General features: G+C 56.0%; 18 protein-coding genes. 5 read left to right on the forward strand and 13 right to left on the reverse strand.

What is annotated here, in order from left to right:
- Window positions 1-128: 128 nt before the first annotated feature.
- The 4 genes from pncB (at window position 129) to aspC (ending at window position 5,958) form a co-directional block, all read left to right on the forward strand.
- A complete protein-coding gene (gene pncB / locus AC007G_RS00340) occupies window positions 129-1,331 on the forward strand; it encodes a nicotinate phosphoribosyltransferase (protein WP_032688578.1) in 1,203 nt (400 codons plus the stop codon).
- A 177-nt stretch (window positions 1,332-1,508) separates the two neighbouring features.
- Window positions 1,509-2,909 (forward strand): asparagine--tRNA ligase, encoded by a 1,401-nt coding sequence (asnS, locus tag AC007G_RS00345; RefSeq protein ID WP_004860113.1) that lies wholly within the window; start codon window positions 1,509-1,511, stop codon window positions 2,907-2,909.
- A 592-nt stretch (window positions 2,910-3,501) separates the two neighbouring features.
- Entirely contained in the window at window positions 3,502-4,584 is a 1,083-nt protein-coding gene (locus tag AC007G_RS00350; RefSeq protein WP_032688579.1) for a porin, read from the forward strand.
- A gap of 183 nt (window positions 4,585-4,767) precedes the next feature.
- Window positions 4,768-5,958 carry an aspartate transaminase gene (gene aspC / locus AC007G_RS00355; protein WP_032695670.1) on the forward strand — a complete coding sequence of 397 codons (1,191 nt, stop codon included), beginning with the start codon at window positions 4,768-4,770 and terminating at the stop codon, window positions 5,956-5,958.
- Window positions 5,959-6,017: 59 nt separating this feature from the next.
- Here the strand turns inward: aspC and AC007G_RS00360 are convergent, their stop codons facing one another.
- The 7 genes from AC007G_RS00360 to cmoM form a co-directional block, all read right to left on the reverse strand.
- Window positions 6,018-6,665 carry an MBL fold metallo-hydrolase gene (locus AC007G_RS00360; RefSeq protein ID WP_032688580.1) on the reverse strand — a complete coding sequence of 216 codons (648 nt, stop codon included), beginning with the start codon at window positions 6,663-6,665 and terminating at the stop codon, window positions 6,018-6,020.
- Window positions 6,666-6,678: 13 nt separating this feature from the next.
- Window positions 6,679-7,230 (reverse strand): peptidoglycan L,D-endopeptidase MepK, encoded by a 552-nt coding sequence (mepK, locus tag AC007G_RS00365; RefSeq protein ID WP_015584788.1) that lies wholly within the window; start codon window positions 7,228-7,230, stop codon window positions 6,679-6,681.
- 180 nt (window positions 7,231-7,410) lie between these two features.
- Window positions 7,411-9,201, reverse strand: a complete 1,791-nt coding sequence (ldtD, locus tag AC007G_RS00370) for a L,D-transpeptidase (RefSeq protein ID WP_131064315.1) — start codon at window positions 9,199-9,201, stop codon at window positions 7,411-7,413.
- 184 nt (window positions 9,202-9,385) lie between these two features.
- Window positions 9,386-13,834 (reverse strand): chromosome partition protein MukB, encoded by a 4,449-nt coding sequence (mukB, locus tag AC007G_RS00375; RefSeq protein ID WP_142630864.1) that lies wholly within the window; start codon window positions 13,832-13,834, stop codon window positions 9,386-9,388.
- Window positions 13,834-14,538: a chromosome partition protein MukE gene (gene mukE / locus AC007G_RS00380; protein WP_004860098.1), complete on the reverse strand. Its 705-nt coding sequence runs from the start codon at window positions 14,536-14,538 to the stop codon at window positions 13,834-13,836. The genes mukB and mukE overlap by 1 nt, the downstream gene beginning before the upstream one ends.
- The gene (gene mukF, locus AC007G_RS00385; RefSeq protein WP_032688584.1) at window positions 14,519-15,841 is read right to left on the reverse strand and encodes a chromosome partition protein MukF; all 1,323 of its coding nucleotides are present in this window, start codon (window positions 15,839-15,841) and stop codon (window positions 14,519-14,521) included. The genes mukE and mukF overlap by 20 nt, the downstream gene beginning before the upstream one ends.
- Window positions 15,842-15,844: 3 nt before the next feature.
- Window positions 15,845-16,624, reverse strand: coding sequence for a tRNA uridine 5-oxyacetic acid(34) methyltransferase CmoM (gene cmoM / locus AC007G_RS00390; protein WP_032695666.1), 780 nt, complete (start codon window positions 16,622-16,624; stop codon window positions 15,845-15,847).
- A gap of 121 nt (window positions 16,625-16,745) precedes the next feature.
- Between cmoM and elyC the strand changes: the two genes are divergently transcribed.
- Window positions 16,746-17,525, forward strand: a complete 780-nt coding sequence (gene elyC, locus AC007G_RS00395; RefSeq protein ID WP_032688586.1) for an envelope biogenesis factor ElyC — start codon at window positions 16,746-16,748, stop codon at window positions 17,523-17,525.
- Here the strand turns inward: elyC and AC007G_RS00400 are convergent.
- The 6 genes from AC007G_RS00400 to msbA all read right to left on the reverse strand — a co-directional run bounded on the left by AC007G_RS00400 (window position 17,502) and on the right by msbA (window position 23,575).
- Window positions 17,502-18,395: a YcbJ family phosphotransferase gene (locus tag AC007G_RS00400; RefSeq protein WP_142630865.1), complete on the reverse strand. Its 894-nt coding sequence runs from the start codon at window positions 18,393-18,395 to the stop codon at window positions 17,502-17,504. The two genes, elyC and AC007G_RS00400, sit on opposite strands and share 24 nt — an antisense overlap.
- Window positions 18,396-18,537: 142 nt before the next feature.
- Complete coding sequence (gene kdsB, locus AC007G_RS00405; protein WP_032688588.1) at window positions 18,538-19,284, reverse strand: 3-deoxy-manno-octulosonate cytidylyltransferase; 747 nt, start codon at window positions 19,282-19,284, stop codon at window positions 18,538-18,540.
- Entirely contained in the window at window positions 19,281-19,463 is a 183-nt protein-coding gene (locus AC007G_RS00410) for a Trm112 family protein (protein ID WP_004860086.1), read from the reverse strand. Before AC007G_RS00410 ends, kdsB begins: the two co-directional genes overlap by 4 nt.
- Window positions 19,464-19,564: 101 nt before the next feature.
- A complete protein-coding gene (locus AC007G_RS00415; RefSeq protein ID WP_032695664.1) occupies window positions 19,565-20,794 on the reverse strand; it encodes a winged helix-turn-helix domain-containing protein in 1,230 nt (409 codons plus the stop codon).
- Window positions 20,795-20,849: 55 nt separating this feature from the next.
- A complete protein-coding gene (gene lpxK / locus AC007G_RS00420) occupies window positions 20,850-21,830 on the reverse strand; it encodes a tetraacyldisaccharide 4'-kinase (protein WP_142630866.1) in 981 nt (326 codons plus the stop codon).
- On the reverse strand, window positions 21,827-23,575 hold the full coding sequence (msbA, locus tag AC007G_RS00425; RefSeq protein WP_032688592.1) for a lipid A ABC transporter ATP-binding protein/permease MsbA: 1,749 nt from the start codon (window positions 23,573-23,575) through the stop codon (window positions 21,827-21,829). The genes lpxK and msbA overlap by 4 nt, the downstream gene beginning before the upstream one ends.
- Window positions 23,576-23,594 lie beyond the last annotated feature (19 nt).

Consider the following 23,594-nt stretch of genomic DNA (forward strand, 5'->3'; position numbering starts at 1 on the left):
ATGACCGTCAGCGTCGCCATCGACCGTCACTGCGGGACAGAGTCGGGTAATAAAGGTATACTCCGCCTCCTTTTTTCTGCTTCGGTTTTTGATGGAAACGCTCCAGTGAGAGGACGCTACTGCGCACCATGACACAATTCACTTCTCCTGTACTGCACTCGCTGCTCGATACGGACGCCTACAAGCTGCACATGCAGCAGGCTGTCTTCCACCGCTACGGCGATGTACACGTTGCGGCGGAGTTCCGCTGCCGCGGGGACGATCTGCTCGGGATCTACGCCGACGCAATTCGCGAGCAGGTTGAAACCATGCGCGACCTGAAGCTGCAGGACGATGAATATCACTGGTTGTCTACCCTGCCGTTCTTTTCCCAGGATTATCTCGACTGGCTACGCGACTTCCGTTATGACCCGGGCCAGGTCACCGTCAACAATGAAAACGGCAAGCTGAATATTCGCCTGTCCGGTCCATGGCGTGAAGTCATCATGTGGGAAGTTCCGCTGCTGGCGGTGATTAGCGAGCTGGTCCATCATTATCGCTCGCCGGAAATCAGCGTCGATTTAGCGCTGGAAACCCTCGAACACAAGCTGGCTGATTTTGCGCAACTCACCGCCGACCTCGATCTCAGCCACTTCCGTCTGATGGACTTCGGCACCCGCCGTCGCTTCTCGCGTGAAGTGCAGCAGGCCATCGTCGAACGTCTGCAGCAGGAGCCGTGGTTTATCGGTACCAGCAACTACGATCTGGCTCGCCGTCTTCATCTGACGCCAATGGGCACTCAGGCGCATGAATGGTTCCAGGCGCATCAGCAAATCAGCCCCAGTTTAGCCAACAGCCAGCGCGCGGCGCTGGCAGCCTGGCTGGAAGAGTATCCTGACAAACTCGGCATCGCCCTCACCGACTGCATTACCATGGACGCTTTCCTGCGCGATTTCGGCCCGGAGTTTGCCAGCCGCTACCAGGGGCTGCGCCACGATTCCGGCGACCCTGTCGAGTGGGGCGAAAAAGCCATCGCGCATTACCAGAAGCTGGGGATCGACCCCATGAGTAAAGTGCTGGTCTTTTCCGATAACCTCGATCTGGCAAAAGCCGTCGATCTCTATCGCCACTTCTCTTCGCGGGTCAATCTGAGCTTCGGCATTGGTACGCGTTTAACCTGCGACATTCCACAGGTTAAACCGCTAAACATCGTGATAAAGCTGGTGGAATGTAACGGTAAGCCGGTCGCGAAACTCTCCGACAGCCCGGGGAAAACTATCTGCCACGACAAGGCGTTTGTCCGGGCACTGCGTAAAGCCTTTGACCTTCCGCCGGTGAAAAAGGCCAGTTAATCACCACATTCATCATCGCAAGGAGCCGCTCTGGCTCCTTGTTCTTTATTTATTTCCGAAAACTCCCCTTGATGGTGCGAAATCTGCTTGTCTGATGGAAGATGACAGGTAACATAGATATCCCCCATTATCGGGGGAAACAGATTTTTTTATTGGACTACGAATAGAGAGACTATTATGAGCGTTGTGCCTGTAGCCGACGTACTCCAGGGCCGTGTTGCCGTTGACAGCGAAGTCACCGTGCGCGGATGGGTACGTACCCGACGAGATTCAAAAGCTGGCTTTTCCTTCCTGGCCGTCTATGACGGTTCCTGCTTTGATCCTGTACAGGCCGTTATTAATAATTCTCTGCCCAATTACAATCAGGAAGTGCTGCGCCTGACCACCGGCTGCTCAGTCGTCATTACGGGTAAAATCGTGGCATCTCAAGGCCAGGGTCAAAGTTTTGAAATCCAGGCCAGCCACGTTGAAGTGACAGGTTGGGTAGAAGATCCGGATACCTATCCGATGGCCGCTAAGCGTCACAGCATCGAGTATCTGCGTGAAGTTGCGCACCTGCGTCCGCGTACCAACCTGATTGGCGCGGTCGCCCGCGTGCGTCATACCCTGGCACAAGCGCTGCATCGCTTCTTTGATGAGCAGGGCTTCTTCTGGGTTTCCACGCCGCTGATTACCGCCTCCGATACCGAGGGCGCGGGTGAAATGTTCCGTGTCTCTACGCTGGATCTGGAAAACTTGCCGCGTAACGATCAGGGCAAAGTAGATTTCGATAAAGACTTCTTTGGTAAAGAGTCGTTCCTGACCGTATCCGGCCAGTTGAACGGTGAGACCTATGCCTGTGCGCTGTCTAAAATCTACACCTTTGGCCCAACCTTCCGCGCCGAAAACTCCAACACCAGCCGCCACCTCGCGGAGTTCTGGATGCTGGAACCGGAAGTCGCGTTTGCCAACCTGAACGACGTCGCAGGCCTGGCGGAAGCCATGCTGAAATACGTCTTCAAGGCGGTACTGGAAGAACGCGCGGACGATATGAAGTTCTTTGCCGAGCGCGTGGACAAAGAAGCCGTTTCCCGTCTGGAGCGCTTTATTGATGCCGACTTCGCTCAGGTCGATTACACCGACGCCGTCACCATTCTGGAAAACTGCGGTAAGCAGTTTGAAAACCCGGTTTACTGGGGCGTGGACCTCTCTTCCGAGCACGAGCGCTACCTGGCTGAAGAACACTTCAAAGCGCCGGTCGTCGTGAAAAACTATCCGAAAGACATTAAGGCGTTCTATATGCGCCTTAATGAAGACGGTAAAACCGTCGCCGCCATGGACGTTCTGGCGCCTGGCATCGGTGAAATCATCGGGGGTTCCCAGCGTGAAGAGCGCCTGGATGTGCTTGACGCGCGTATGGCGGAGATGGGTCTTAATAAAGAAGACTACTGGTGGTACCGCGACCTGCGTCGTTACGGCACCGTACCGCACTCCGGCTTTGGCCTGGGCTTTGAGCGTCTGATCGCCTATGTCACCGGCGTACAAAACGTGCGTGATGTGATCCCGTTCCCGCGGACTCCACGCAACGCCACATTCTGATTAATTTTTCTTATCATTGCCGAAGGCCAGCGTAAGCTGGCCTTTTTTTATGTCAGGCTCTGTTAATGAATATCAAGAAATTTAAACATCAACCCTTCCAGTTCACATTTATGTTACTCACTATTACGACTTCTTCTCATCCCGCAAACCGCACCTTATGTTCATTCATCGACGAAATGCCTGATAATTTTGTTCATTTTTTAACCTCGCGCAGCACAAGATGTAAAGACAAATGCTGAGCGAAAAAAAAGCGAAATGCAGACATAAAATGCACAAATGGGTCTTTATCTAAATTAATCATAATTAATTCATATAGATATATATAGTCTGTTTGTTTTACGAGCAAAGTGGAACGGAATTTTGATTGAGTTCACAAAGTTCCAGAAAATACACATTTAGTTACATACTTTTTCTTATTGTTACTCATATGCGACATTGGTAGCATTTTCCGGCTAGCGAAACGCTGGCGCGGATGGAAAGATGCCTTCAGACACCAAACTATCATCAATAGTTCTGTAAATTTTTATTGACGGAATTTATTGGCGGCAGTGGCAAGTGTTCATATAAAAAATATTAATGAGGGTAATAAATAATGATGAAGCGCAATATTCTGGCAGTGGTAATCCCTGCCCTGCTGGTAGCCGGCGCAGCTAACGCTGCAGAAATCTATAACAAAAACGGCAACAAACTGGACTTCTACGGGAAAATGGTTGGTGAGCACGTCTGGACCACCAATGGTGACACCAACAGCAGCGACACCACCTATGCACGTATCGGCCTGAAAGGCGAAACCCAGATCAACGATCAGCTGACCGGTTACGGCCAGTGGGAATACAACATGGATGCGTCCAACGTTGAAGGTTCCCAGGGTACCAAAACTCGTCTGGCCTTCGCGGGTCTGAAAGCGGGTGAATACGGTTCATTCGACTACGGCCGTAACTACGGTGCTATCTACGACGTTGAATCCGCAACCGATATGCTGGTTGAGTGGGGCGGCGACGGCTGGAACTACACCGACAACTTCATGACCGGTCGTACCAACGGCGTAGCGACCTACCGTAACTCTGACTTCTTTGGTCTGGTTGACGGTCTGAGCTTCGCGCTGCAGTACCAGGGTAAAAACGACAGCAGCCGTGCTATCCAGAAACAAAACGGCGACGGCGTCAGCACCTCTGCGACCTATGCATTTGACAACGGTGTCGCGCTGTCTGCAGGTTACGCCTCTTCTAACCGTAGCGTCGCACAGAAAGCTGACGGTAACGGCGACAAAGCTGAAGCATGGGCAACCTCCGCTAAGTACGATGCCAACAACATCTACGCAGCAGTCATGTACTCTCAGACCTACAACATGACCCCGGAAAACCAGGCGAACTACTTCGCTGGCAAAACTCAGAACTTCGAAGCCGTTGCTCAGTATCAGTTCGACTTCGGTCTGCGTCCTTCCATCGGCTACGTTCAGACTAAAGGTAAAAACCTGCAGGGCCGTACCGGTTTCTCCGGCGGCGATGCTGACCTGGTTAAATACATCGAAGTGGGTACCTGGTACTACTTCAACAAGAACATGAACGTCTATGCAGCATACAAATTCAACCTGCTGGACGACAACAGCTATACCGAAACTGCTAAAGTGGCCACCGATGACCAGGCTGCAGTCGGTATCGTTTACCAGTTCTAATCAGTACACCCCTTCGTGATATGCCTAAAAAGCAGGACTTCGGTCCTGCTTTTCTACATTACTAAGATAAAGATCGTAACTTTCGAAAACCTTCTCGCTTTTTGTCGCAAACGGTTGGCAATTTGTAAATCTCCCGTTACCCTGATAGCGAAATCCCCTCAGTAATCACAATGGAACCTCGTCATGTTTGAGAACATTACTGCCGCCCCTGCCGACCCCATTTTAGGACTGGCCGATCTGTTTCGTGCCGATGACCGCCCGACTAAAATTAACCTCGGGATTGGTGTTTACAAAGATGAAACGGGTAAAACCCCGGTCCTGACCAGCGTTAAAAAAGCAGAACAGTATCTGCTGGAAAATGAAACCACAAAAAACTATCTGGGTATCGACGGTATTGCGGAATTTGGTCGCTGCACCCAGGAACTGCTGTTCGGTAAAGGAAGCGCCATCATCAGCGATAAGCGCGCACGTACCGCCCAAACCCCTGGCGGCACCGGCGCCCTGCGCGTTGCCGCTGACTTCCTGGCGAAGAACACCGCAGTAAAACGCGTCTGGGTAAGCAACCCGAGCTGGCCGAACCACAAAAGCGTCTTTAATTCCGCAGGTCTGGAAGTTCGCGAATATGCCTATTACGATGCGGCCAACCATACCCTCGACTTCGACGGTATGCTGGCAAGCCTCAATGAAGCCCAGGCGGGTGACGTGGTTCTGTTCCATGGCTGCTGCCATAACCCAACCGGTATCGATCCTACGCTGGAGCAGTGGCAGCAGCTGGCGCAGCTGTCCGTTGAAAAAGGCTGGCTGCCGCTGTTCGACTTCGCCTACCAGGGCTTTGCCCGTGGTCTGGAAGAAGATGCCGAAGGTCTGCGCGCGTTCGTTGCGCTGCATAAAGAGCTGCTGGTTGCGAGCTCCTACTCGAAGAACTTTGGCCTGTACAACGAACGCGTGGGTGCCTGCACGCTGGTTGCGGCAGATGCCGAAACCGTTGACCGCGCCTTCACTCAGATGAAGTCGGCGATTCGTGCGAACTACTCCAACCCGCCTGCGCACGGTGCGTCGGTGGTGGCGACGATTCTCAGCAACGATGCACTGCGTGCTATCTGGGAACAAGAGCTGACCGATATGCGCCAGCGTATTCAGCGTATGCGTCTGCTGTTCGTCAATACCCTGCAGGAAAAAGGGGCCAGCCGCGACTTCTCTTTCATCATCAAGCAAAACGGCATGTTCTCGTTCAGCGGCCTGACCAAAGAGCAGGTGCTGCGTCTGCGTGAAGAGTTCGCGGTTTACGCCGTGGCTTCCGGACGTATTAACGTTGCGGGCATGACGCCAGATAATATGGCGCCCCTGTGTGAAGCGATTGTCGCCGTGCTGTAATCTCGCAGCCGACAAAAAAAGGCCGCTTCCGCGGCCTTTTTTATATCCCGTCACGGTGATTACCAGACGGGCATTTCATCCTGCAGGAAAGGATTGTGCAGACGCTCATAGCCCAGCGTCGACATCGGCCCGTGACCGGGAATAAACGTCACGTCATCACCCAAAGGCAATAACTTACGTTTAATCGCATCAATCAGCTGACCGTGATCGCCGCGCGGGAAATCGCTGCGCCCAACGCCACCTTTAAAAATCACATCGCCGGAAATCAGCAGCCGGGAAGCATCATCAAAAAAGACCACGTGTCCTGGCGTATGCCCGGGACAGTGCAGCACCTGCAGAGAAATGTTCCCCACGCTGACGACGTCGCCTTCATTGAGCCAGCGGTCCGGCTGCAAGGGCTGGCAATCCTCCAGACCAAACATCCGGCTTTGCGCCGGCAGACCTTCCAGCCAGAACTCATCTTCTTTTTCCGGTCCGATAATCGGCACGCCATAGTGTTGTGCCAGTTCGGCCGCCGCACCAACGTGATCGAGATGACCGTGGGTGAGCAAAATCTGCATCAGGCTGACGCCTGCTGCCGCAACTTCCTGTTTGATTCGCTCAGCGTCACCGCCGGGATCGACCAACGCGGCGAGCCGGGTTTGCTCGCACCAGATTAAAGAACAGTTCTGAGCGAACGCGGTAACCGGAATAATACGATAGTTCATGATGCTCCTTTCGTTACCAGTGCCTGACCGGACCGGTATCAATATGCACAAAGTTGCTACGTGGGTAGTATCCTACACCACCTGCACCCATAGATAACGCCGCTTTGCGAACATTGCTTAACGAAATGCCTTCTATGTGGAAATCCATTGCCTGTCCCTTGGTGTGATAGCTATGTTTCGCCACACCACGGCTTCGTGCACGGAGCTCGTCATTGGTATCAAGGGAACGATAGCCTGAGATAAGCTGAACAGGTTTATTGGTACCAAGTAATCCCTGCAGACGATAGAGTTGATCAAACAAACTCGGATCGATTGGCTTAATTTTATTCGCGCGAAAATCACGGAAAAAATGGTTAAGCCTTGCTAATTCATCCTGAATATAGCCTCTGCCATCGAAAAACTCCGCCTTGAGTGATTCACCAGTATGCAGGTTATTCAACGTCAGAATACGCGGTCGGGGGGTCGAGAGGGTAGCAAATGCCGGCGCAGGCAGAATGGCGGCAGCACCGAGCGCAGCCCCACCTAACGCCAGCAATTTGCGGCGATTAGCGTCAAATTTGTCCATGATAATCAGGTCTACAAGTAAATGAATCGAATATATGCACTTCTGGCGCACGAAAGGCACCTTACCGGGCATTATTGCCAACGTCAAGGTAGCCTAACCCCAGTAAATACGGGCCCTGTAGAGGAACAGGGCCTGTTTTCACTGAGAGTTAGGACAACGAAATTCGTTGAACTACTTCATTTACCTGATTAATTGTTCTGCTTTCGCCAGAATTTGTGCGCCAGATCGCGCGGTGAGATCGTAATTGTAAATATCTGTGCGATATTGCATGCGGCCGTCCGCATCGACGAAGGCGGTCAAGTAATAGAGATTGACCGGGATATTCTGGCGGATATTGACATAGCGGGTATCGCCCTGCTTGAGCGCATCGGAAATCCGCGTGTCGTTCCAGCCGGCATCCTGCAGCAGCATATTCGCCAGCTCCGAGGCTTTGTTGACCCGCACGCAGCCGGAGCTTAAGGCCCGCACGTCTTTCTGGAACAGATTGTGGTTCGGCGTATCGTGCAGATAGATAGCATCGGAGCTGGGCATATTAAACTTATAGCGCCCCAATGAGTTACGCGCGCCAGGCGCCTGCTGAAAACGGAACGGCAGATTGTTTTCGGTGATCGTCGACCAGTCAACCCGATACGGGTCGATAGCCTCTTTGCTGTTCCAGCCGCGCATCACGGTGTAACCATGCTGCTCAAGATAGCCCGGATCGTTACGCACCTTCGGCAGGATATCTTTGCGCGCCAGCGTTGGCGGTACGTTCCACGGCGGGTTAACCACCACGTTGTTTAGCGCGCTGCTCATCATCGGCGTTTTACGATCCGGCCGCCCGACAATCACTCGCGATGCCAGCACCTGGCTGCCATCCTGGTAATAGACCAGCGAGAAGGCCGGAATATTGACCATGATGCCGGTAGACAGTTTTCCCGGCAGCAGACGCAAGCGCTGAATGTTCAGCGCCAGCACGCCGGCGCGCTGGGCCGCGGAAACGTTGAGCCAGTCACGGGTGGATTGACCAATCACGCCATCGGCGCCCAGCCCCTGCCAGGCCTGGAAGCGCTTAACGCCCTCAACAAGCTGGCGATCGTAGACGCCGCGCGCCGCGGTTTTACTCTTCTTCCCGGCAGATGGACTGACAACATCCCCCGGCAGAGTAATTTTCGCGGAATCATCAAGCATACCGTTGCGCTGTAAAATTTCGCGCAGCGCGCCAATGTCGTTACTCCACTCTCCTGGACGTAGCGACGCGTTGCTGGTCAGCTGCGGCCACGGACGGGAATCGGCCACCAGCGCCAGCAGCGCCCGATGCATCGCCTCATACTGCGGATGCTTCGGCGCCAGTCCGCCAATAAACGGCACCAGAGAGCCATTATCCAGCGCCAACTGCCACTGGTTAATCACCGACAGCGGCGGGGTCGCCATGGTGTACGGCTTCGTTCCGTACAGCCAACGGTTCCCCTGCACCGGAATACCGCTGATAAAATGCAGGTATCCCATCATGGCGTCGGAGAGCACGATGTCGCGAGCCATACCGCTTACCGCCGGATCGGTCAGCAGACTTACCCAGGTGGTAAATTGCGGCTGAAAACCGGCGATGGCGACCTCAGCCAGCTGCTGCTGGAAAGCCTGAACCGCCCCGCGGTTCTCCCACATCGGCTTCATATCTCTGGCCGCATAGAGCGACACCAGCGGGTTCATAAACACGGGCTGATAGCCGGCCGGCAGCTGTGCCGTTATCGCGGCGCGACTTTTTTCTGCGGCGCCGGCAGCCAGCGGCTGTTCCCCGGCCATTTTCGCGACCGTCGCGGACTGACCATCGCTCTGGGTAAGCGCAGACGACAGCTCCCCCATCGTCGCAGAACTGTCTGTGGGTACGATTTCAGGCTCTTCGGCCTGGGCATTAAACAGTGGAGCAAATGCAAATGCCAGGCTCAAACTCAGCGCTGACAATTGACGACCATAGCGTTTTTTTAGCAACATCCCTTGCCCCCTGTTGTCACATTGCCGCCCGTAAAAACGGGTTTTACTCTCAGTATATAGAGGCGCAAAAGCTTTTGCCTCCCCAAATGTAAAGAAGTTTAAAGATTATAAAGCGTTAACTTAGCGAATCCGATAACAAAAAGGGCGACATCAAGTCGCCCTTTTATCTATCGATCGATGACCGCTAAGAGGCATCCGCCGTTCCAGGCAGCGTTTCCGGCAACTGTGCGGCAAAGCCGCGCAGCCCGACAACGTGGACGTGTTCGTGATTATTAAACACTTTACGCACTAGCTTATAGGTGGTGCCTTTTTCCGGGCTGATGTTTTCCGGCGCCGCGATAATCAGCTGCATCTCCAGACGTTCGCACAGCTCGAACAGCGTGGCGATAGAGCGGGCATCGAGACGCGCCGCTTCATCAAGGAACAGCAGACGGCACGGCGACAGGTCTTTGCCGCGCAGGCGACGAGACTCATCTTCCCAGCTCTGCACTACCATCACCAGAATCGACATCCCGGTACCGATAGCTTCCCCGGTGGACAGCGCGCCGGATTCTGCGCGCAGCCAGCCGTCGGAGCCGCGGTTGACTTCCACTTCCATCTCCAGATAGTTGCGGTAGTCGAGCAGCTCTTCGCCGATGGTCTGCGGCGTGCGTTGCCCCATATCGATCTGCGGGTTCAGACGCTGATACAGCTTCGCCAGCGCTTCCGAGAAGCTCAGGCGGTTGCTGTTAAACAGATCCTGATGCTGCTCGTGCTGTTCGGACAGCACATCAAGCAGCGTCGAGTGGGTTTCCCGCACGTTGACATTCAAGCGCACGCTGTTGACCTGGCCGAAGGAGACGCTTTGCAGCCCCTGGTTGAGCATACGGATGCGGTTCTGCTCGCGCTGGATCGTTTTGCGAATAATATTGGCCACGCTGCGGGAGCTGATGGCCAGCTTCTGCTCGCGGTTGGTCAACTCTTCCGTCAGACGGCTCAGTTCGATTTCCATCTGTTCAATCGCTTCTACCGGGTCGTCGGTGCGGATAATATCCTGACGGATACGCTCGCGCAGATGCTGGTAGACAGCGACAAAGAACTGAATTTTACGTTCAGGACGTTTCGGATCCTCGGAAACACGCAGCACATCGCGCAGATGTTCGTTATCCGATACGGCCAGACGCAGCGCACCCAGCGCTTTATCCGACATCGAGCGTAGCTCGTCAGCGGAGAGGTAGGCCAGCTCGCGGCGATGCAGACGACGTTCGACCCCGTTATCTTTCACCAGCCGCATAACCGCACACCAGCCCGCCTTGGCGCTCACTACCTGCTCACGCATTTCGCAGTAGTCGCGCTCAAGTTTACGCAGCCTGCGGGTCAGGTTGTCCATTTCGGCTTCACAGAAAGTCAGCGCTTTTTCCAGCTGATTCCGGCGTGAGCGGTTGTTGCTTAACTGCGTATGCAGCTGATCGCGGCGCGCACGCGCACGCTCTTCCGCACCGCTGTCGGCGCGTACGCCGATATCCTGCAGCTCTTTGTACAGATCGCTCAGCAGCTCTTTTTTGGTATCAAAGGAGCTTTTCAGCGACGCCAGCACCTGATTGTACTGGTTCAGCTGCGCGGAATGGGTACGCATCGCGTCGCGGGCGCGGCTGCGTTCAGCCTCCGCCTGCTCCAGGCGCTGACGCAGTTTTTCATTGAGATCGCTGTTGCCGTTCAGCATTTCCGCCGAATCGGAATAGCTGAAGTGGGCACGACGCTGAACCACTTCGCTCAGCGCAAACGCCTGTTGACGTGCATCGCGCTGCATCTGCTGCGCATAGGCATAGTCTTCTTTCAGCTGTTCAAACTGTTCCGGGTCGCTCTGCAGGACGGAAACGATCGGCTCTAGTTTCGCCAGCTGATTGCCATACTGTTGAATAAAGCGCGCCGCTTCCTGGGCTTCATCCAGCCGTTCCTGAATTTCGTCAACGCGGTCGGCCAGCGTATCGTCCGCCAGCAGGTTAAGGCGCGGCAGCAGGCGGTTAAGGGCGGAAACCCCCTCTTTCGCCTGCTCAAACTGCATCCGGTTCTGCTGGTTGTCGCTTTCGTGCGCGTTGAGCGCGCGCTCCAGCTCGCCGCGGCGGCTGTTGAGCTTACGGATCTCTTCTTCCGGATCGTCTTCAAACGCGACGGCCAGGTGGCTGCCGATAAAGCGGCTGAAGGCCTGATGCTGACGCTGCGTTTTCTGCACGTCAAAAGAGAGGGTCGCAAAACGCTCTGACAGATCCTCACGCTCGGCATGCAGACTCTCGATGCGGCTTTCACGCGCGGCGCGGCCAAACAGCGGCAGGGTCGGGAAACGCGAGTAGCGCCACTGGCGATCGGCTACCTTAACGACAACCGCTTTTTCCAGCTCATCGACGCTGAATACGCTGTCATCGAAGGATTGCGGATCGCCCTCGATCAGATAGAGATCTTCCGGGCAATCTTCCAGCCCTTCCAGCTGTTCGGCGATCTGCGCCAGATTGGGTACCACGATCGCGTGACGCGACGGGCCATACAGCGCGGAAAAGTACGGGGCGTCTTCAAGGCTGACATCGTCATAAATTTCCGACAGCAGTACGCCACCAAAACGTTCAGCCAAGGCGTTCAGACGGGGATCTTCAGACCCTCCCGGCTGGCTGAGGCGCTCGATCTCTTCGTCGATGGCGCGTTTACGGGCGCCCACTTCGTCACGTTCGACGATGGCTTCGCGCTCGCGCTCCAGCAGCTGCTGGAGATATTCAGTGACATCCTGGCTTGATTCAAACTGCTCACCGCTCTGCTCGCAGAGCTGGTTGAGGCTATTTTGCGCGGCCAGCCAGATCGGCGCCCGACGCAGCAGAGACTGAGTGCGCGACTGCAGCTGCTCCAGTTCCTGACGCAGGTTCATGCGCTGTTCACTGGCAGAAGAGACGCTGTCGGACAAGGAGGCGATGCGCGCTTCCAGCTCCTGATGCAGCGCTTCCAGATCGTCGATCTCGTAGCGTTTACCCTGACGCTTGCAGAATTCACTCAGCTGGCGTTCGGCATCCTGCTGCTCGCGCAGACGTTGTTCCAGCTCGGTCAGACGGCTGCGCAACCCTTGTGCCTGCCCGGCGAGGTGACGCTGGTTGACGCCATCGCGCAGCAGCTCGCGCGCCACGTCCCAGGCCTCATTACGCGCCAGCGGGCCGTTGATGGCCGCCACCAGCTGGTAAGCCTGCTCAAACTGACCGTGGGCGGTCTGCGCCACGCTCATTTTTTGTTCCAGCGACAGCATTTTTTCCGTCGCTTCTTGCTCTTTGGCCTGGAATGTTTCCAGCCATTCGTCGGCGCTTTCCGGCGTTAAATCCGGTAAATGACACAGCGCCTTCGCACGTTCCAGCGCCTGCAGCGCCTGGTTGTATTGAATGGCACGGGTCTGCTGCACATCCAGCGCCTGCTGGTAGTCGGCGAGCTGGCTTTTCAGCTCATCCACTTCCAGTTCAGCGGCCTCTGCGCGGGCTTCGTTCTCTTCCTGCAAATCGGTCGCTTCGGCGACGACTTCATTCTGCTCTTCAAGACGAATCTGCAGTTCATCGAGATCCGCTTCATAGCGCTCGATTTTTTCCTGCTGGCGCAGCGCGGTTTGAACCAGATTCAGATGGTCGCTGGCCGCCTGATAATCGGCTTCCAGATCGCCTTCAGCGCCGTTATGTTCCTGCAGTTCACGGGCCATATCGACGTGCTTATACTGCTCTGCCGCCAGCTGCGCCCGCGAGGTAAAGAGATCGCGACGATACTCCAGCGCTTTGTCCAGATGCACGCGACGTTCGTTGGCGTGACGCATATAGTCCGCCGCAACATAGTTCGTCGCTTCGCTGATCAGGTGTTTAAACAGGTCGCGATCGGACTGGGTGACGCGAATGGCTTCGAGCGTCATGCGGTTTTCGCGCAGCGCGGCTTCCATATCCTGGAACGCTTTACGCACGCCGCTGTTTTCCGGCAGCAGGTAGTCGCGCAGCGAGCGGGTAATGGTGTTGGAGATCCCGCCGTACAGCGAGGCTTCAATCAGGCGATAGTATTTGCTGCGGTCGGAGGCCGAACGCAGACGACGCGCGACAACGCCCAGATCGAACATCAGCGAGTGATAATCGGTTATCGAGTTGAACTGCTTGAACTGCACCCCTTCCATCTCTTCAAGCTTGTCTTTCAGCTCGTTGAGGCTCAGCACGCGCGCCTGGCGCTCGTTAAGGGTTTCCGTCAACAGCTGGGTCGGCTGAATGGACATCGGCAGTCCCTGGATAGCAAACGGCTTGATATCCACTTTACGATCGCGACCGGCGATCTGCTGCAGGCGCACGCCCACGACCACGCGCTGGTGGTGCGAGTTGACCACGTCCAGTACCGAATAACACACCCCGGCCCGCAGCTTCCCGTGCAGACCTTTATCACGCGAACCGCTGGTGGCGCCCGCTTCGGTGGTGTTACGGAAGTGCAACAGGGTCAGATCCGGAATCAGCGCCGTGACGAAAGCCGCCATGGTGGTCGATTTCCCGGCGCCGTTGCCGCCGGAGAGGGTGGTGACCAGCTCATCCAGATCAAAGGTGCGGGCAAAAAAACCGTTCCAGTTAACCAGCGTCAGCGAGCGAAATTTACCGCGTTCTATCATTACTCTTCCTCCCCGCTATCCGGCTGATTCTCTTCATTCTCGTCATGGAGCCGCAGATGGTTTTCCAGCGCCATCGCTTCGCCGTCGCGAATCATGCGCAGCTGCGCCTCACGCGGATCGTCGCCGACGCGAACGTCAGCACCGAAGCGGAAGACCGACTCGGTGATACGAAATTTGCTGCTGTCATGGCCCATAAACCAGACCATGCCCAGGCGGCGCAGACGGTTGAGCGACGCGCGCATTTTTTCCTGCAGCTTCTGGCGGTCGAGATCGGACCCGGTAGAACGGTTGTTCACCAGCTTCAGCAGTTTAGCCTCGTCCGCCAGGGTCAGAAGCTCGTCGTAAAGCTCCTGCTGGGTAAAGATCCCTTCGTTAGCCAGCCGTTCCGGGCTGAGATAGAGGTAGCAAAGAATTTTGCCGACCATCATATCCAGCTCGGAGAGCACCGAGCGCGGAATCAGCGTCGTGGAGCGCGGGCGCAGATAGAAAAACCCTTCCGGCGCGCGAATCAGCTCAACGTTATAACGCGCGTAAAACTCTTCCAGGTAATCCTGGAAATCCATCAAAAATGCGTGATTATCCAGTTCGTCCAGGCCGATATGACGGCCTGCTCGCAGGGCGCTATCCAGCGCCGGAAATAACGGATTGCCCAACGCCAGCGCCAGTTTAACTGGCATCACTTGTTCAATATTTGTCGATGACATGCGCCTGTACCTTGGCTCCGTAATCATTAATCGGCTGCCATTTTGCCGGCAGTCCGGTGAAATCTGCTTGTGCGACGCCCAGGCGTACCGCCTGATCGACGACGATTCGCGCCACATCAAAATGGCGAGCTCGCGGATACTGCGCCAGATATTCGCGCACCACCAGACCAAGGTCCAGCGGGACGCCTTTGTCTTTGTAAACCACCAGCTGCGCTTCAATCAGCGCGGCGAGCTGCTCGCGAATTTCGTTAAACTCTTCGTATTCCAGATCCGCCGGGAGCTCCCCGGTGACCTCTTCATCACGCAGCGCCATCTCTTCATCGCGCATATCCAACAGACGATCGGCGCTGGCGTGAGTCAACGCCCACGGGGCGTCAAAGTAGGTCTGGATCGACTGACGCAGACGCTGGGCGAAGACACGGTTTTTATCCATATCGATAGCGGTACGGATAAATTTGTGCACATGGCGATCGTAACCGATCCACAGGTCGATAGCCTGCTGCCCCCAGCTGACGATACGGTCCAGTTTACTTTGCAGATCGAAGACTAAGCGGTCGACAAAATGCAGGTCGTCGCGCGCAATTGTCGCATCCTGAATTCTCAGCAGGTTAGCCTGCAGCTTATCGCCTGCGGCATCCAGCGTATCCTGCAGCTCGCGCAGGGTGCCAGAGGTTTCTGACAGCAGCAGCTCACAGCTGGAGATCGCCGCGCGCCAGTCTTTGTTCAGCAGCTGAGCGATATCATCTTTGACCAGCTGCTGCTGCTCATCCATGATGCGCTGTGTCAGATCGATACTGTCGAAAATCTCCGCAACCGAATATTTCAGCGGCGCAAAGACGTTGCGATGCCAGTGAAACTCATCGCCGCCCTCTTCTGCCGAGTCGGCTGCGCGCTTGAGCTCGCCGGCGACGATCGACAGCTGCATCGACAGACGCAGAGTGGAAAATTCGCGTTGCCGAATATAGTAGTCGGTAATACCGATACCCAACGGCGTCAGGCGATAAATCGCGTTGCCTTCCGTGATTTCGCTGGTAAAGCGGTTCAGCAGACGTTGGCGCACCATATCGTTGATCGCATTATTGGCGCGCTGGCTGATGGTTTCGCTGGTCTGCTCAAACGCATCACTGACGTGGCGGAACGCATCCACCAGTTCTCCCTCGGTCATTTCCCCTTCGAGCCGCTCGCCGTTCAGCGTAGCAACCGCCAGCAGAAACGAGAGTCTGTCTACCGGCAGCGAAATAGAAAAATCATTTTTTCTGGCCCAGGCAACCAGTTCGGGGACTGTCTGGGAAAATTCACTCATAGTTTATCCTTGCATCTGCGGCTTAAGCGCTGTGACATGAATGTAGCGACCCAGGCTGATATACGGCTCCTGGCGACAGTAGCGCGTCTCCAGCTCCAGCAGCGCCGCAAAATTGTCGCGCTGTTTGCGTTTTTCACGCAGATAATCATGAAACACCCGCACGCCGGTCTTACCGGTAATGTGCCAGCCCTGCTCTTCCAGCCAGCCATAAACCTGCTGCGGGGAACGCGGATAGTCCGGCGACAGCGTACGTTTTTTCTTTTTCGGCATGCCGAGTTGTACGTAGTCGAAGTTCCCGACGACCATGTTATGCATCAACAGACCGTTAGCATTGTAGAACATTAACGATAACGCACCGCCGGGTCGTAAAACCGACCACAGCGTACGTAGCATCTCCTGCGGCTCGGCCACCCACTCCAGCACCGCATGAAACAGTATCAGATCGACCGGGCTTTCCAAATGCTGCGCAATATCCTGAGCGGCGCATTGTACAAAATGCATGTTGTCGATCACACCTTTATCGGCAGCAGCCTGCCGGGCACGCGCCACCATTTCAGCCGAAAGATCGCATAACGTCACATGGTGGCCCATTTCCGCGACTTTTACCGCCGTTTGCCCTTCGCCGCCGCCCGCGTCAAGAACCCGAAGCGGCCCTGGCCCCAGCTGGCTCAACAGCGGTTGCAGATCCTGCCACAGAATGGCCTGACGCAGTTCGCCCTTGGTGGTGCCGTAAATATTGCGCGAAAACTTTTCAGCCATGTCATCGAAATTACGATCTTTCACGGACGGATCCACCTGCCAACACAAAGCCGCTATTTTGTCATACCCACGCTGAGAATGAAGCGATCTGTTATAAGATCCGGACATAACTTTGGTTATATGGTTAAAAAAGGACCCATCTGGCATGCTTTTTACACTGAAAAAGTATTTAGGCGGCATGATGCTGCCGCTTCCCCTGCTGCTGTTGCTGATGGCGGTCGGCATCGCGTTACTGTGGTTTAGCCGTTTCCAGCGTACCGGCAAGCTCTGCGTCAGCCTCAGCTGGCTGCTGTTGCTGCTGTTGAGCCTGCAACCGGTAGCCGATAGTTTGCTCAAACCAATCGAAGATAAATACCCGACGTGGCGCAATGCAGAGCGCGTGCAGTACGTCGTCGTACTTGGCGGGGGCTACACCTGGAATCCGGAGTGGGCGCCCAGTTCAAATCTCATCAACAACAGCCTGCCGCGGCTGACGGAGGGAATCCGCCTGTGGTATGAGAATCCGGGCGCGAAACTCATCTTTACCGGCGCAGCGGCGAAGACGAATCCCGTCAGCACGGCAGAAGCCGGCGCCAGAGTTGCGGAGAGTCTGGGGATACCGCGCAGCGAAATTATCGTTCTGGATAAACCCAAAGATACCGAAGAGGAAGCCGAGGCGGTGAAACAGGCCATCGGCGATGCGCCGTTCCTGCTGGTAACTTCCGCATCGCATTTACCCCGGGCGATGATTTTCTTCCAACATGTCGGGCTAAACCCGCTGCCGGCGCCCGCCAATCAGCTGGCGATCGCGTCACCTCTCAATCCGTGGGAACAGGCGATCCCTTCTCCCGTCTGGCTGATGCACAGCGATCGCGTCGGCTACGAAACGCTGGGACGCCTCTGGCAATGGTTAAAAGGCAGCTCAGGCGAGCCAGGGGAGGATTGATTTAGCGGCCAGGTCAAACCGGGCGCGGTCAAAGCGCCCGGTATTGACGAGATTATCCACCTCATCCCACAGCAGATAGAGCCAGCGTCGCCACAGGAAAGATTCAGCCACCGGCGCACGGCGCAGATAGTGCCACAGCAGCTGCTCCGCCTGCCCACCGTCGGACAGGCGAAACAGTTCATATTCTCGCGGCGCCCACAACATCATGCCCGGCCCGACCATCGCCAGCAGCTGATCGCTACGCGCATCTTTCAGCATACTGCGCAGCGTGAAGCTGCCGTGGACCAGCACACAGTTATCATTAAAGTCTTTCAATAAATCCGGAAGGCACTGGCGGGCGCGGAACAGAATCCGTTTATCCTGCATCGTCAGGCCGGTATCCTGATACAAATTAAGGGTACTCCACAGCATCTCTACCCGCTGGCGGTACCAGTGCGGCCACAGGTTTTCCTGGGTGCTGTCCACCATACCGACGCAGCCGCCGCTATCGTGCCGGTGCCAGGCCAGAAGAGCTTCCACGATCTGCTCCTGCAGCTGTTCCCAACGCTCAGGCGTACGGGCCGGCGCTTCCGCAGAGACTCCGCGCAGCCGCTCAATCAGCAACACGTCCGGGCCTGGATGCTCTTCATGCGTCAACACCCCGTAGACCACCGGCATGCGCGCGGTACCGCTGCGCGCCAGCATGGAGATTTTCCACGCCAGCTGGCGGGCAACCCCGGGCGTGGTAAAGCTTCTCGCCAACAGCGGCAGCGGGTTTCCCTGCGCGTCATACAGCGACCACAGCGCCGAGCAGGGTTTCTCGCTGATACACTCCACGCGGCTCAGTTTTTCTCCCAGCAGGTGGCTAAGTTCGGTTCGCAGCTGTTCCATCTCTGATTACCCCTGTGAATACTACTGGTTTTATAATGAGCGCCAGCCGCAGGGATGTCATCAGGTGAGATCAAAAAATTTGGGGAAAAAGTATGGAAAAATAGCTTGAGGATATCCCCTCACGACGGAGGGGATGAACGGATTAACGCAGCTCTGCGCGCACGCGCTCCAGATCTTCTGGCGTATCGACACCGGTCCCCGGGACAACTTCGGCCACCGCGACATGGATTTTTTCGCCGTACCACAGCACCCGCAGCTGCTCCAGCATTTCGATCTGTTCCAGTGGACTCGGCGCCCAGCTGACGTAGCGACGGATAAAGCCGGCACGATAACCGTAAATACCGATATGACGCAGCAGAGAATCACCGATAGTCTCGCGTGATTGCGCAAAGCGATCGCGATCCCACGGAATGGTGGCGCGGGAGAAGTAGAGCGCATAGCCCTGCGCATCCATCACCACTTTCACAGCATTCGGATTAAATGCTTCCTCTGCGTCGTGAATCGGAACGGCGAGCGTTGCCATGCCGCAGGTATTGGCCGCCAGATTCTCAGCCACCTGGCGTACGATCGCCGGCGGGATCATCGGCTCATCGCCCTGGATATTAACGATGATCGTGTCATCACTGAAGCCGCACTTTTCAACAACTTCGGCCAGACGCTCGGTCCCGGATTGATGGTCCGCACGGGTCATGCACACTTCGCCGCCGGCAGCTTCGACCGCACGCGCAACATCGTCATGATCCGTCGCGACGATAATACGATCGGCCCCGGATTCGCGCGCGCGCTCCAGAACATGAACGATCATCGGCTTACCGTTGATATCCTGTAGAGGCTTGCCCGGCAGACGCGTGGAGGCAAAACGCGCAGGAATGATGACCACGAAACTCATGAATGGCTCTCTCCCACGGCTAGTGCGCGGGCTTCGGTTTCCAGCAAGACGGGAATGCCTTCACGGAAAGGAAAGGCCAGGCTGTCAATTTTGCAGATCAGCTCTTGCTTATCCTGGCTGTAGTAGAGTTTACCGTTGCAGACAGGACAGGCGATGATTTCTAGTAAACGGTGATCCATGATTCCTCCTGATGGACCGAATAGATTCCGCAGCAGCATATCACATGATGGCAAACTCAGGGATCCGTTTGCGGCAAAGGCTGAGCGGGGTGTGGCCTTGTTCAGGCCGGGGAAATCTCCCAGCCCTGCTGACGGTCAGAGAAAAGCCCCGGCGGCAGACGACCGAAGGTTATACGTTGAGCCGACTGCCAGAGAGCAAACTCTTCAATCGCCCGGTGCAACCCTTTCTCCAGCCCCGAGGTGACCCTGACCCCTTCTTCCAGCCACAGCGAAAAAACCTCCAGAACTCCGGTTTTCCGATGCACCTTGCTGTCCATTCTGCCAACCAGTTTTCCCTGGTGCAGCAGCGGCAGAACAAAGTAGCCATACTGACGCTTCGGCGCCGGCGTGTAGCACTCGAGGCGATAGCTAAAATTGAAGAGTTGCTCAGCGCGTTTACGGTCCCAGACTACCGGGTCAAATGGCGAGAGCACCGCGCTATGGCTGGCGGCAAGTTTGCCGCCGGGCGCCGATTCCAGCTGCCCGAGCGCTTCGTGGTGGAGCCACATGTCGCCCAGTTCCTCGACCTTTACCGGGACCACCATGCCTTCCTCCTGCCAGTTCGCCAGCAGCGTCGATAAAGCGGGCTGGCGGAGCCGATAGTAATCAGCCAGCCACTGGGGGCGAAAAATGCCGAGGCTCCGGGCACTGTTGCGCAGCATTAACGCCTCCGCCTGCGGCTGCGTCAGCGCATCGCGCTCATCGTCCCAGTGCGGCATCACGCGATGCGTCAGGTCATACACCCGCTGAAAGTTACGCCGCTCCACGACCATCACTTTACCTGCGGTAAACAGGCCTTCCAGATGGCGCTTATGCGGTTTCCATTCCCACCAGCCGCTGGCGCCTTTGCGCGGATGTTCAAAGTCAGCCGAACGAACCGGACCATTCTGCGCGATATGCTCCAGCAGCAGCTGAATATCGTCCGCATGTTCCGTCATCCACGCCTTGTGATACTTCCAGCCCATATTATCGGGCGTCAGCATGCGGTGGCGCACCAGGGCAAAGTCGCTACGGGGCAGGAAACAGGCTTCATGAGCCCAGTATTCCATCAGCTCCCCGCTGCGCAGGGCGTCCTCCAGCCAGCTTTGCGGATAGCGACCAAGACGGCTAAAAAGCACAAGATAGGGGCTGCGGGCAACGACGTTGATGGTATCGATTTGCAGCAAGGACATCTGCTGAACAGTTTGCAGAATATCGCTGGCGCGGGCACGTCGCCGGGGCTTCTTCAGCAATCCCTGCGCCGCAAGGTGGAGATGACGGGCTTCTTTAAGCGACAGTTGTAATACCGACATGCAGGTTCTCCGTAAAGGACTCCGGCACAGCGTTATTGAAGCGAGCGTGGCAGAACTAACGTTGCGCCAGCGTCACCAGTTCCGTCAGCAGCTGCTGTGCGCGTTCATCCGTCATTATGGCGTCGACAGGTAAATACCACCAGTTTGATTCGGCAAACCCGCGACATTTCACCGCATCTTTCTCGGTCATCAGCAGCGTTTGCTGTGGGTTCACAAGGGCGGAAACGCTCGCCTGAGTCAATGCCTGGTGATCGGCAAGCGCGACGGTTTTTACCGGCAGGACGCCGCAGCTTTCCAGCGTGGCGAAAAAGCGCGGGGGATGGCCGATCCCGGCCATGGCAACGACATTCTCGAAAGAAGCCACGTCACGCCGTTCGCCGCTGCGTAAATTCACCGCCAGTCCGGGTCGCAGCTGCATGGGGATCTCCCCCGCTTGCGCGACGCCGCCGTTAACAATGATGGCGTCGACGCTACGTAAACGTGACGCGCGTTCACGCATCGGCCCGGCCGGTAGCCACCAGCCATTGCCAAAACGGCGCTCGCCATCAATCACGACAATTTCTTTGTCCCGTGCCAGTTTGTAGTGCTGCAGGCCATCATCGGTGATGATGAGCTGCAAATCATGTGCATGAAGCAGCGCCTGTACCGCCTCACGACGCTCTGGTGAGACCGCAACCGGCGCGCCGGTGCGTTGAAAAATGAGTACCGGTTCATCGCCGGCCTCCCCGGTACTGGTGTCATTGCTGAGTAATAATGGATAGCTCGCTGCTTTCCCGCCATAGCCGCGGGAAACAACGCCAACGCGAATACCGCGCTGCTGGAGCTGTTCCACCAGCCAGATGACCACCGGCGTTTTGCCGTTGCCTCCGGCGGTGAGATTCCCCACCACCGCCACCGGAACCGGTGCTCGCCAGGCTTTCTTCAGCCCCAGCCGATAGCTGAGACGAATCAGCCCGCTCACCAGGCCATAGAGCCAGGAGAGCGGCAGCAAGAGTCGCCATACGGGCGACTCACCGGACCAGATACGCGCAATCATTGGCCAAACTGCATCTTATGTAGCTGAGCATACACGCCGCGATGTTCCAGCAGATCGGCATGGCTACCGCGCTCGACAATGCGGCCATCTTCCACAACCACAATTTCATCGGCTTGTTCAATGGTGGAAAGACGGTGGGCAATGACCAGCGAAGTGCGGTTTTTTTGCAGTTCATCGAGGGCAGCCTGAATCGCGCGTTCAGACTCGGTATCCAGCGCCGATGTCGCTTCGTCCAGAATCAGAATCGGGCTGTTACGCAGCAGCGCACGCGCGATGGCAATACGCTGGCGTTGACCGCCGGAGAGCAGTACGCCGTTCTCCCCGATAACGGTATCGAGGCCATTATCCATTTTGCTGATAAAGTCCATCGCGTAGGCCATACGCGCCGCTTCTTCGATCTGCTCGCGGCTGTACTCTTCCGTGCGCGCATAGGCAATGTTGTTGGCCACGGTATCGTTGAACAGATGCACGTTTTGCGACACCAGCGCCACCTGGTCGCGCAGGGATGCCAGAGTGTATTCACGCAGATCGTGGCCATCCAGCAGAATCTGACCGTTATCGATATCATAAAAACGCGTAATCAGGCTGGCGATGGTCGATTTACCCGACCCCGAACGCCCGACCAGGGCGACCGTTTTACCTTCCTGGATATTGAGGTCGATATTTCGCAGCGCCGGCGTTTCACGGCCCGGATAGGTAAAGGTGACGTCTTTGAATTCCAGGTTGCCCTTCGCACGCTCGATAACCAGCTTGCCTTCGTCTTTTTCCTGTTCGGAATCAAGAATCGCAAACAGCGTCTGGCAGGCGGCCATCCCGCGCTGGAACTGAGCATTGACGTTCGTCAGCGATTTCAGCGGGCGCATCAACGCAATCATTGAGGAGAAGACGACGGTGATGGTACCGGCAGTTAACGTTTCCATGACGCTCGGGAAGCTGGCGGCATAGAGGACAAATGCCAGCGCCAGTGACGCAATCAGCTGAATAACCGGGTCAGAAATAGACGACGCAGAGACCATTTTCATCCCCTGCAAGCGCATTTTGTTGCTGACCTTATCAAAACGTTTGGTTTCTACCGCCTGACCGCCAAACATCAGCACTTCTTTATGCCCTTTCAGCATCTGCTCTGCGCTGGTGGTGACCTGACCCATGGTGTTCTGCATATTCTTGCTGATATTACGAAAACGCTTCGATACCACGCGAATCGCCATGGAGACGATGGGGGCCAGGACGATCAGAATCAGCGACAGCTGCCAGCTGTAGTAGAACATCATCACAAACAGGCCGATGATCGAGGCGCCTTCACGCACGACGGTAATCAAGGCGCTGGAAGAGGATGACGCAACCTGTTCGGAGTCATAGGTGATACGAGACAGCAAGGTACCCGTGGACTGTTTATCAAAGAAGGAGACGGGCATCCCCATCATGTGGCTGAACAGACGGCGGCGCATCGTCATGACGACTTTGCCTGAAACCCACGAGATACAGTAGCTCGAAATATAGCTGGTGACGCCACGCAGTAACATCAGCCCAATCACGACCAGCGGCATCCATAGCAGCACTGAGCGATCCGTTTTACCAAAACCATCATCCAGTAACGGTTTAAGAAGCGATAGCATGAAGGTATCACTAGCGGCGTTAAAGACTAACGCAACTGCCGCGACGATCAGTCCGGTTTTAAATGGCGCAATAAGTGGCCAGAGGCGGCGGAAGGTCTGCCACGTGGAGAGATCTTTATCATTCTGCATTCAATAAACCAGCTTATGT

The sequence above is a fragment of the Klebsiella sp. CSG-1 genome, from assembly GCF_056521145.1.

Excerpts from the sequence above, each read along its gene's own strand:
- AC007G_RS00415 (WP_032695664.1), bottom strand. The coding sequence starts at position 20,794 with ATGTCGGTATTACAACTGTCGCTTAAAGAAGCCCGTCATCTCCACCTT.
- asnS (WP_004860113.1), top strand. The coding sequence starts at position 1,509 with ATGAGCGTTGTGCCTGTAGCCGACGTACTCCAGGGCCGTGTTGCCGTT.
- AC007G_RS00360 (WP_032688580.1), bottom strand. The coding sequence starts at position 6,665 with ATGAACTATCGTATTATTCCGGTTACCGCGTTCGCTCAGAACTGTTCT.
- AC007G_RS00410 (WP_004860086.1), bottom strand. The coding sequence starts at position 19,463 with ATGGATCACCGTTTACTAGAAATCATCGCCTGTCCTGTCTGCAACGGT.
- kdsB (WP_032688588.1), bottom strand. The coding sequence starts at position 19,284 with ATGAGTTTCGTGGTCATCATTCCTGCGCGTTTTGCCTCCACGCGTCTG.
- msbA (WP_032688592.1), bottom strand. The coding sequence starts at position 23,575 with ATGCAGAATGATAAAGATCTCTCCACGTGGCAGACCTTCCGCCGCCTC.
- mukE (WP_004860098.1), bottom strand. The coding sequence starts at position 14,538 with ATGTCATCGACAAATATTGAACAAGTGATGCCAGTTAAACTGGCGCTG.
- elyC (WP_032688586.1), top strand. The coding sequence starts at position 16,746 with ATGCTTTTTACACTGAAAAAGTATTTAGGCGGCATGATGCTGCCGCTT.
- lpxK (WP_142630866.1), bottom strand. The coding sequence starts at position 21,830 with ATGATTGCGCGTATCTGGTCCGGTGAGTCGCCCGTATGGCGACTCTTG.
- pncB (WP_032688578.1), top strand. The coding sequence starts at position 129 with ATGACACAATTCACTTCTCCTGTACTGCACTCGCTGCTCGATACGGAC.
- aspC (WP_032695670.1), top strand. The coding sequence starts at position 4,768 with ATGTTTGAGAACATTACTGCCGCCCCTGCCGACCCCATTTTAGGACTG.
- AC007G_RS00350 (WP_032688579.1), top strand. The coding sequence starts at position 3,502 with ATGATGAAGCGCAATATTCTGGCAGTGGTAATCCCTGCCCTGCTGGTA.
- mepK (WP_015584788.1), bottom strand. The coding sequence starts at position 7,230 with ATGGACAAATTTGACGCTAATCGCCGCAAATTGCTGGCGTTAGGTGGG.
- mukF (WP_032688584.1), bottom strand. The coding sequence starts at position 15,841 with ATGAGTGAATTTTCCCAGACAGTCCCCGAACTGGTTGCCTGGGCCAGA.
- mukB (WP_142630864.1), bottom strand. The coding sequence starts at position 13,834 with ATGATAGAACGCGGTAAATTTCGCTCGCTGACGCTGGTTAACTGGAAC.
- ldtD (WP_131064315.1), bottom strand. The coding sequence starts at position 9,201 with ATGTTGCTAAAAAAACGCTATGGTCGTCAATTGTCAGCGCTGAGTTTG.
- AC007G_RS00400 (WP_142630865.1), bottom strand. The coding sequence starts at position 18,395 with ATGGAACAGCTGCGAACCGAACTTAGCCACCTGCTGGGAGAAAAACTG.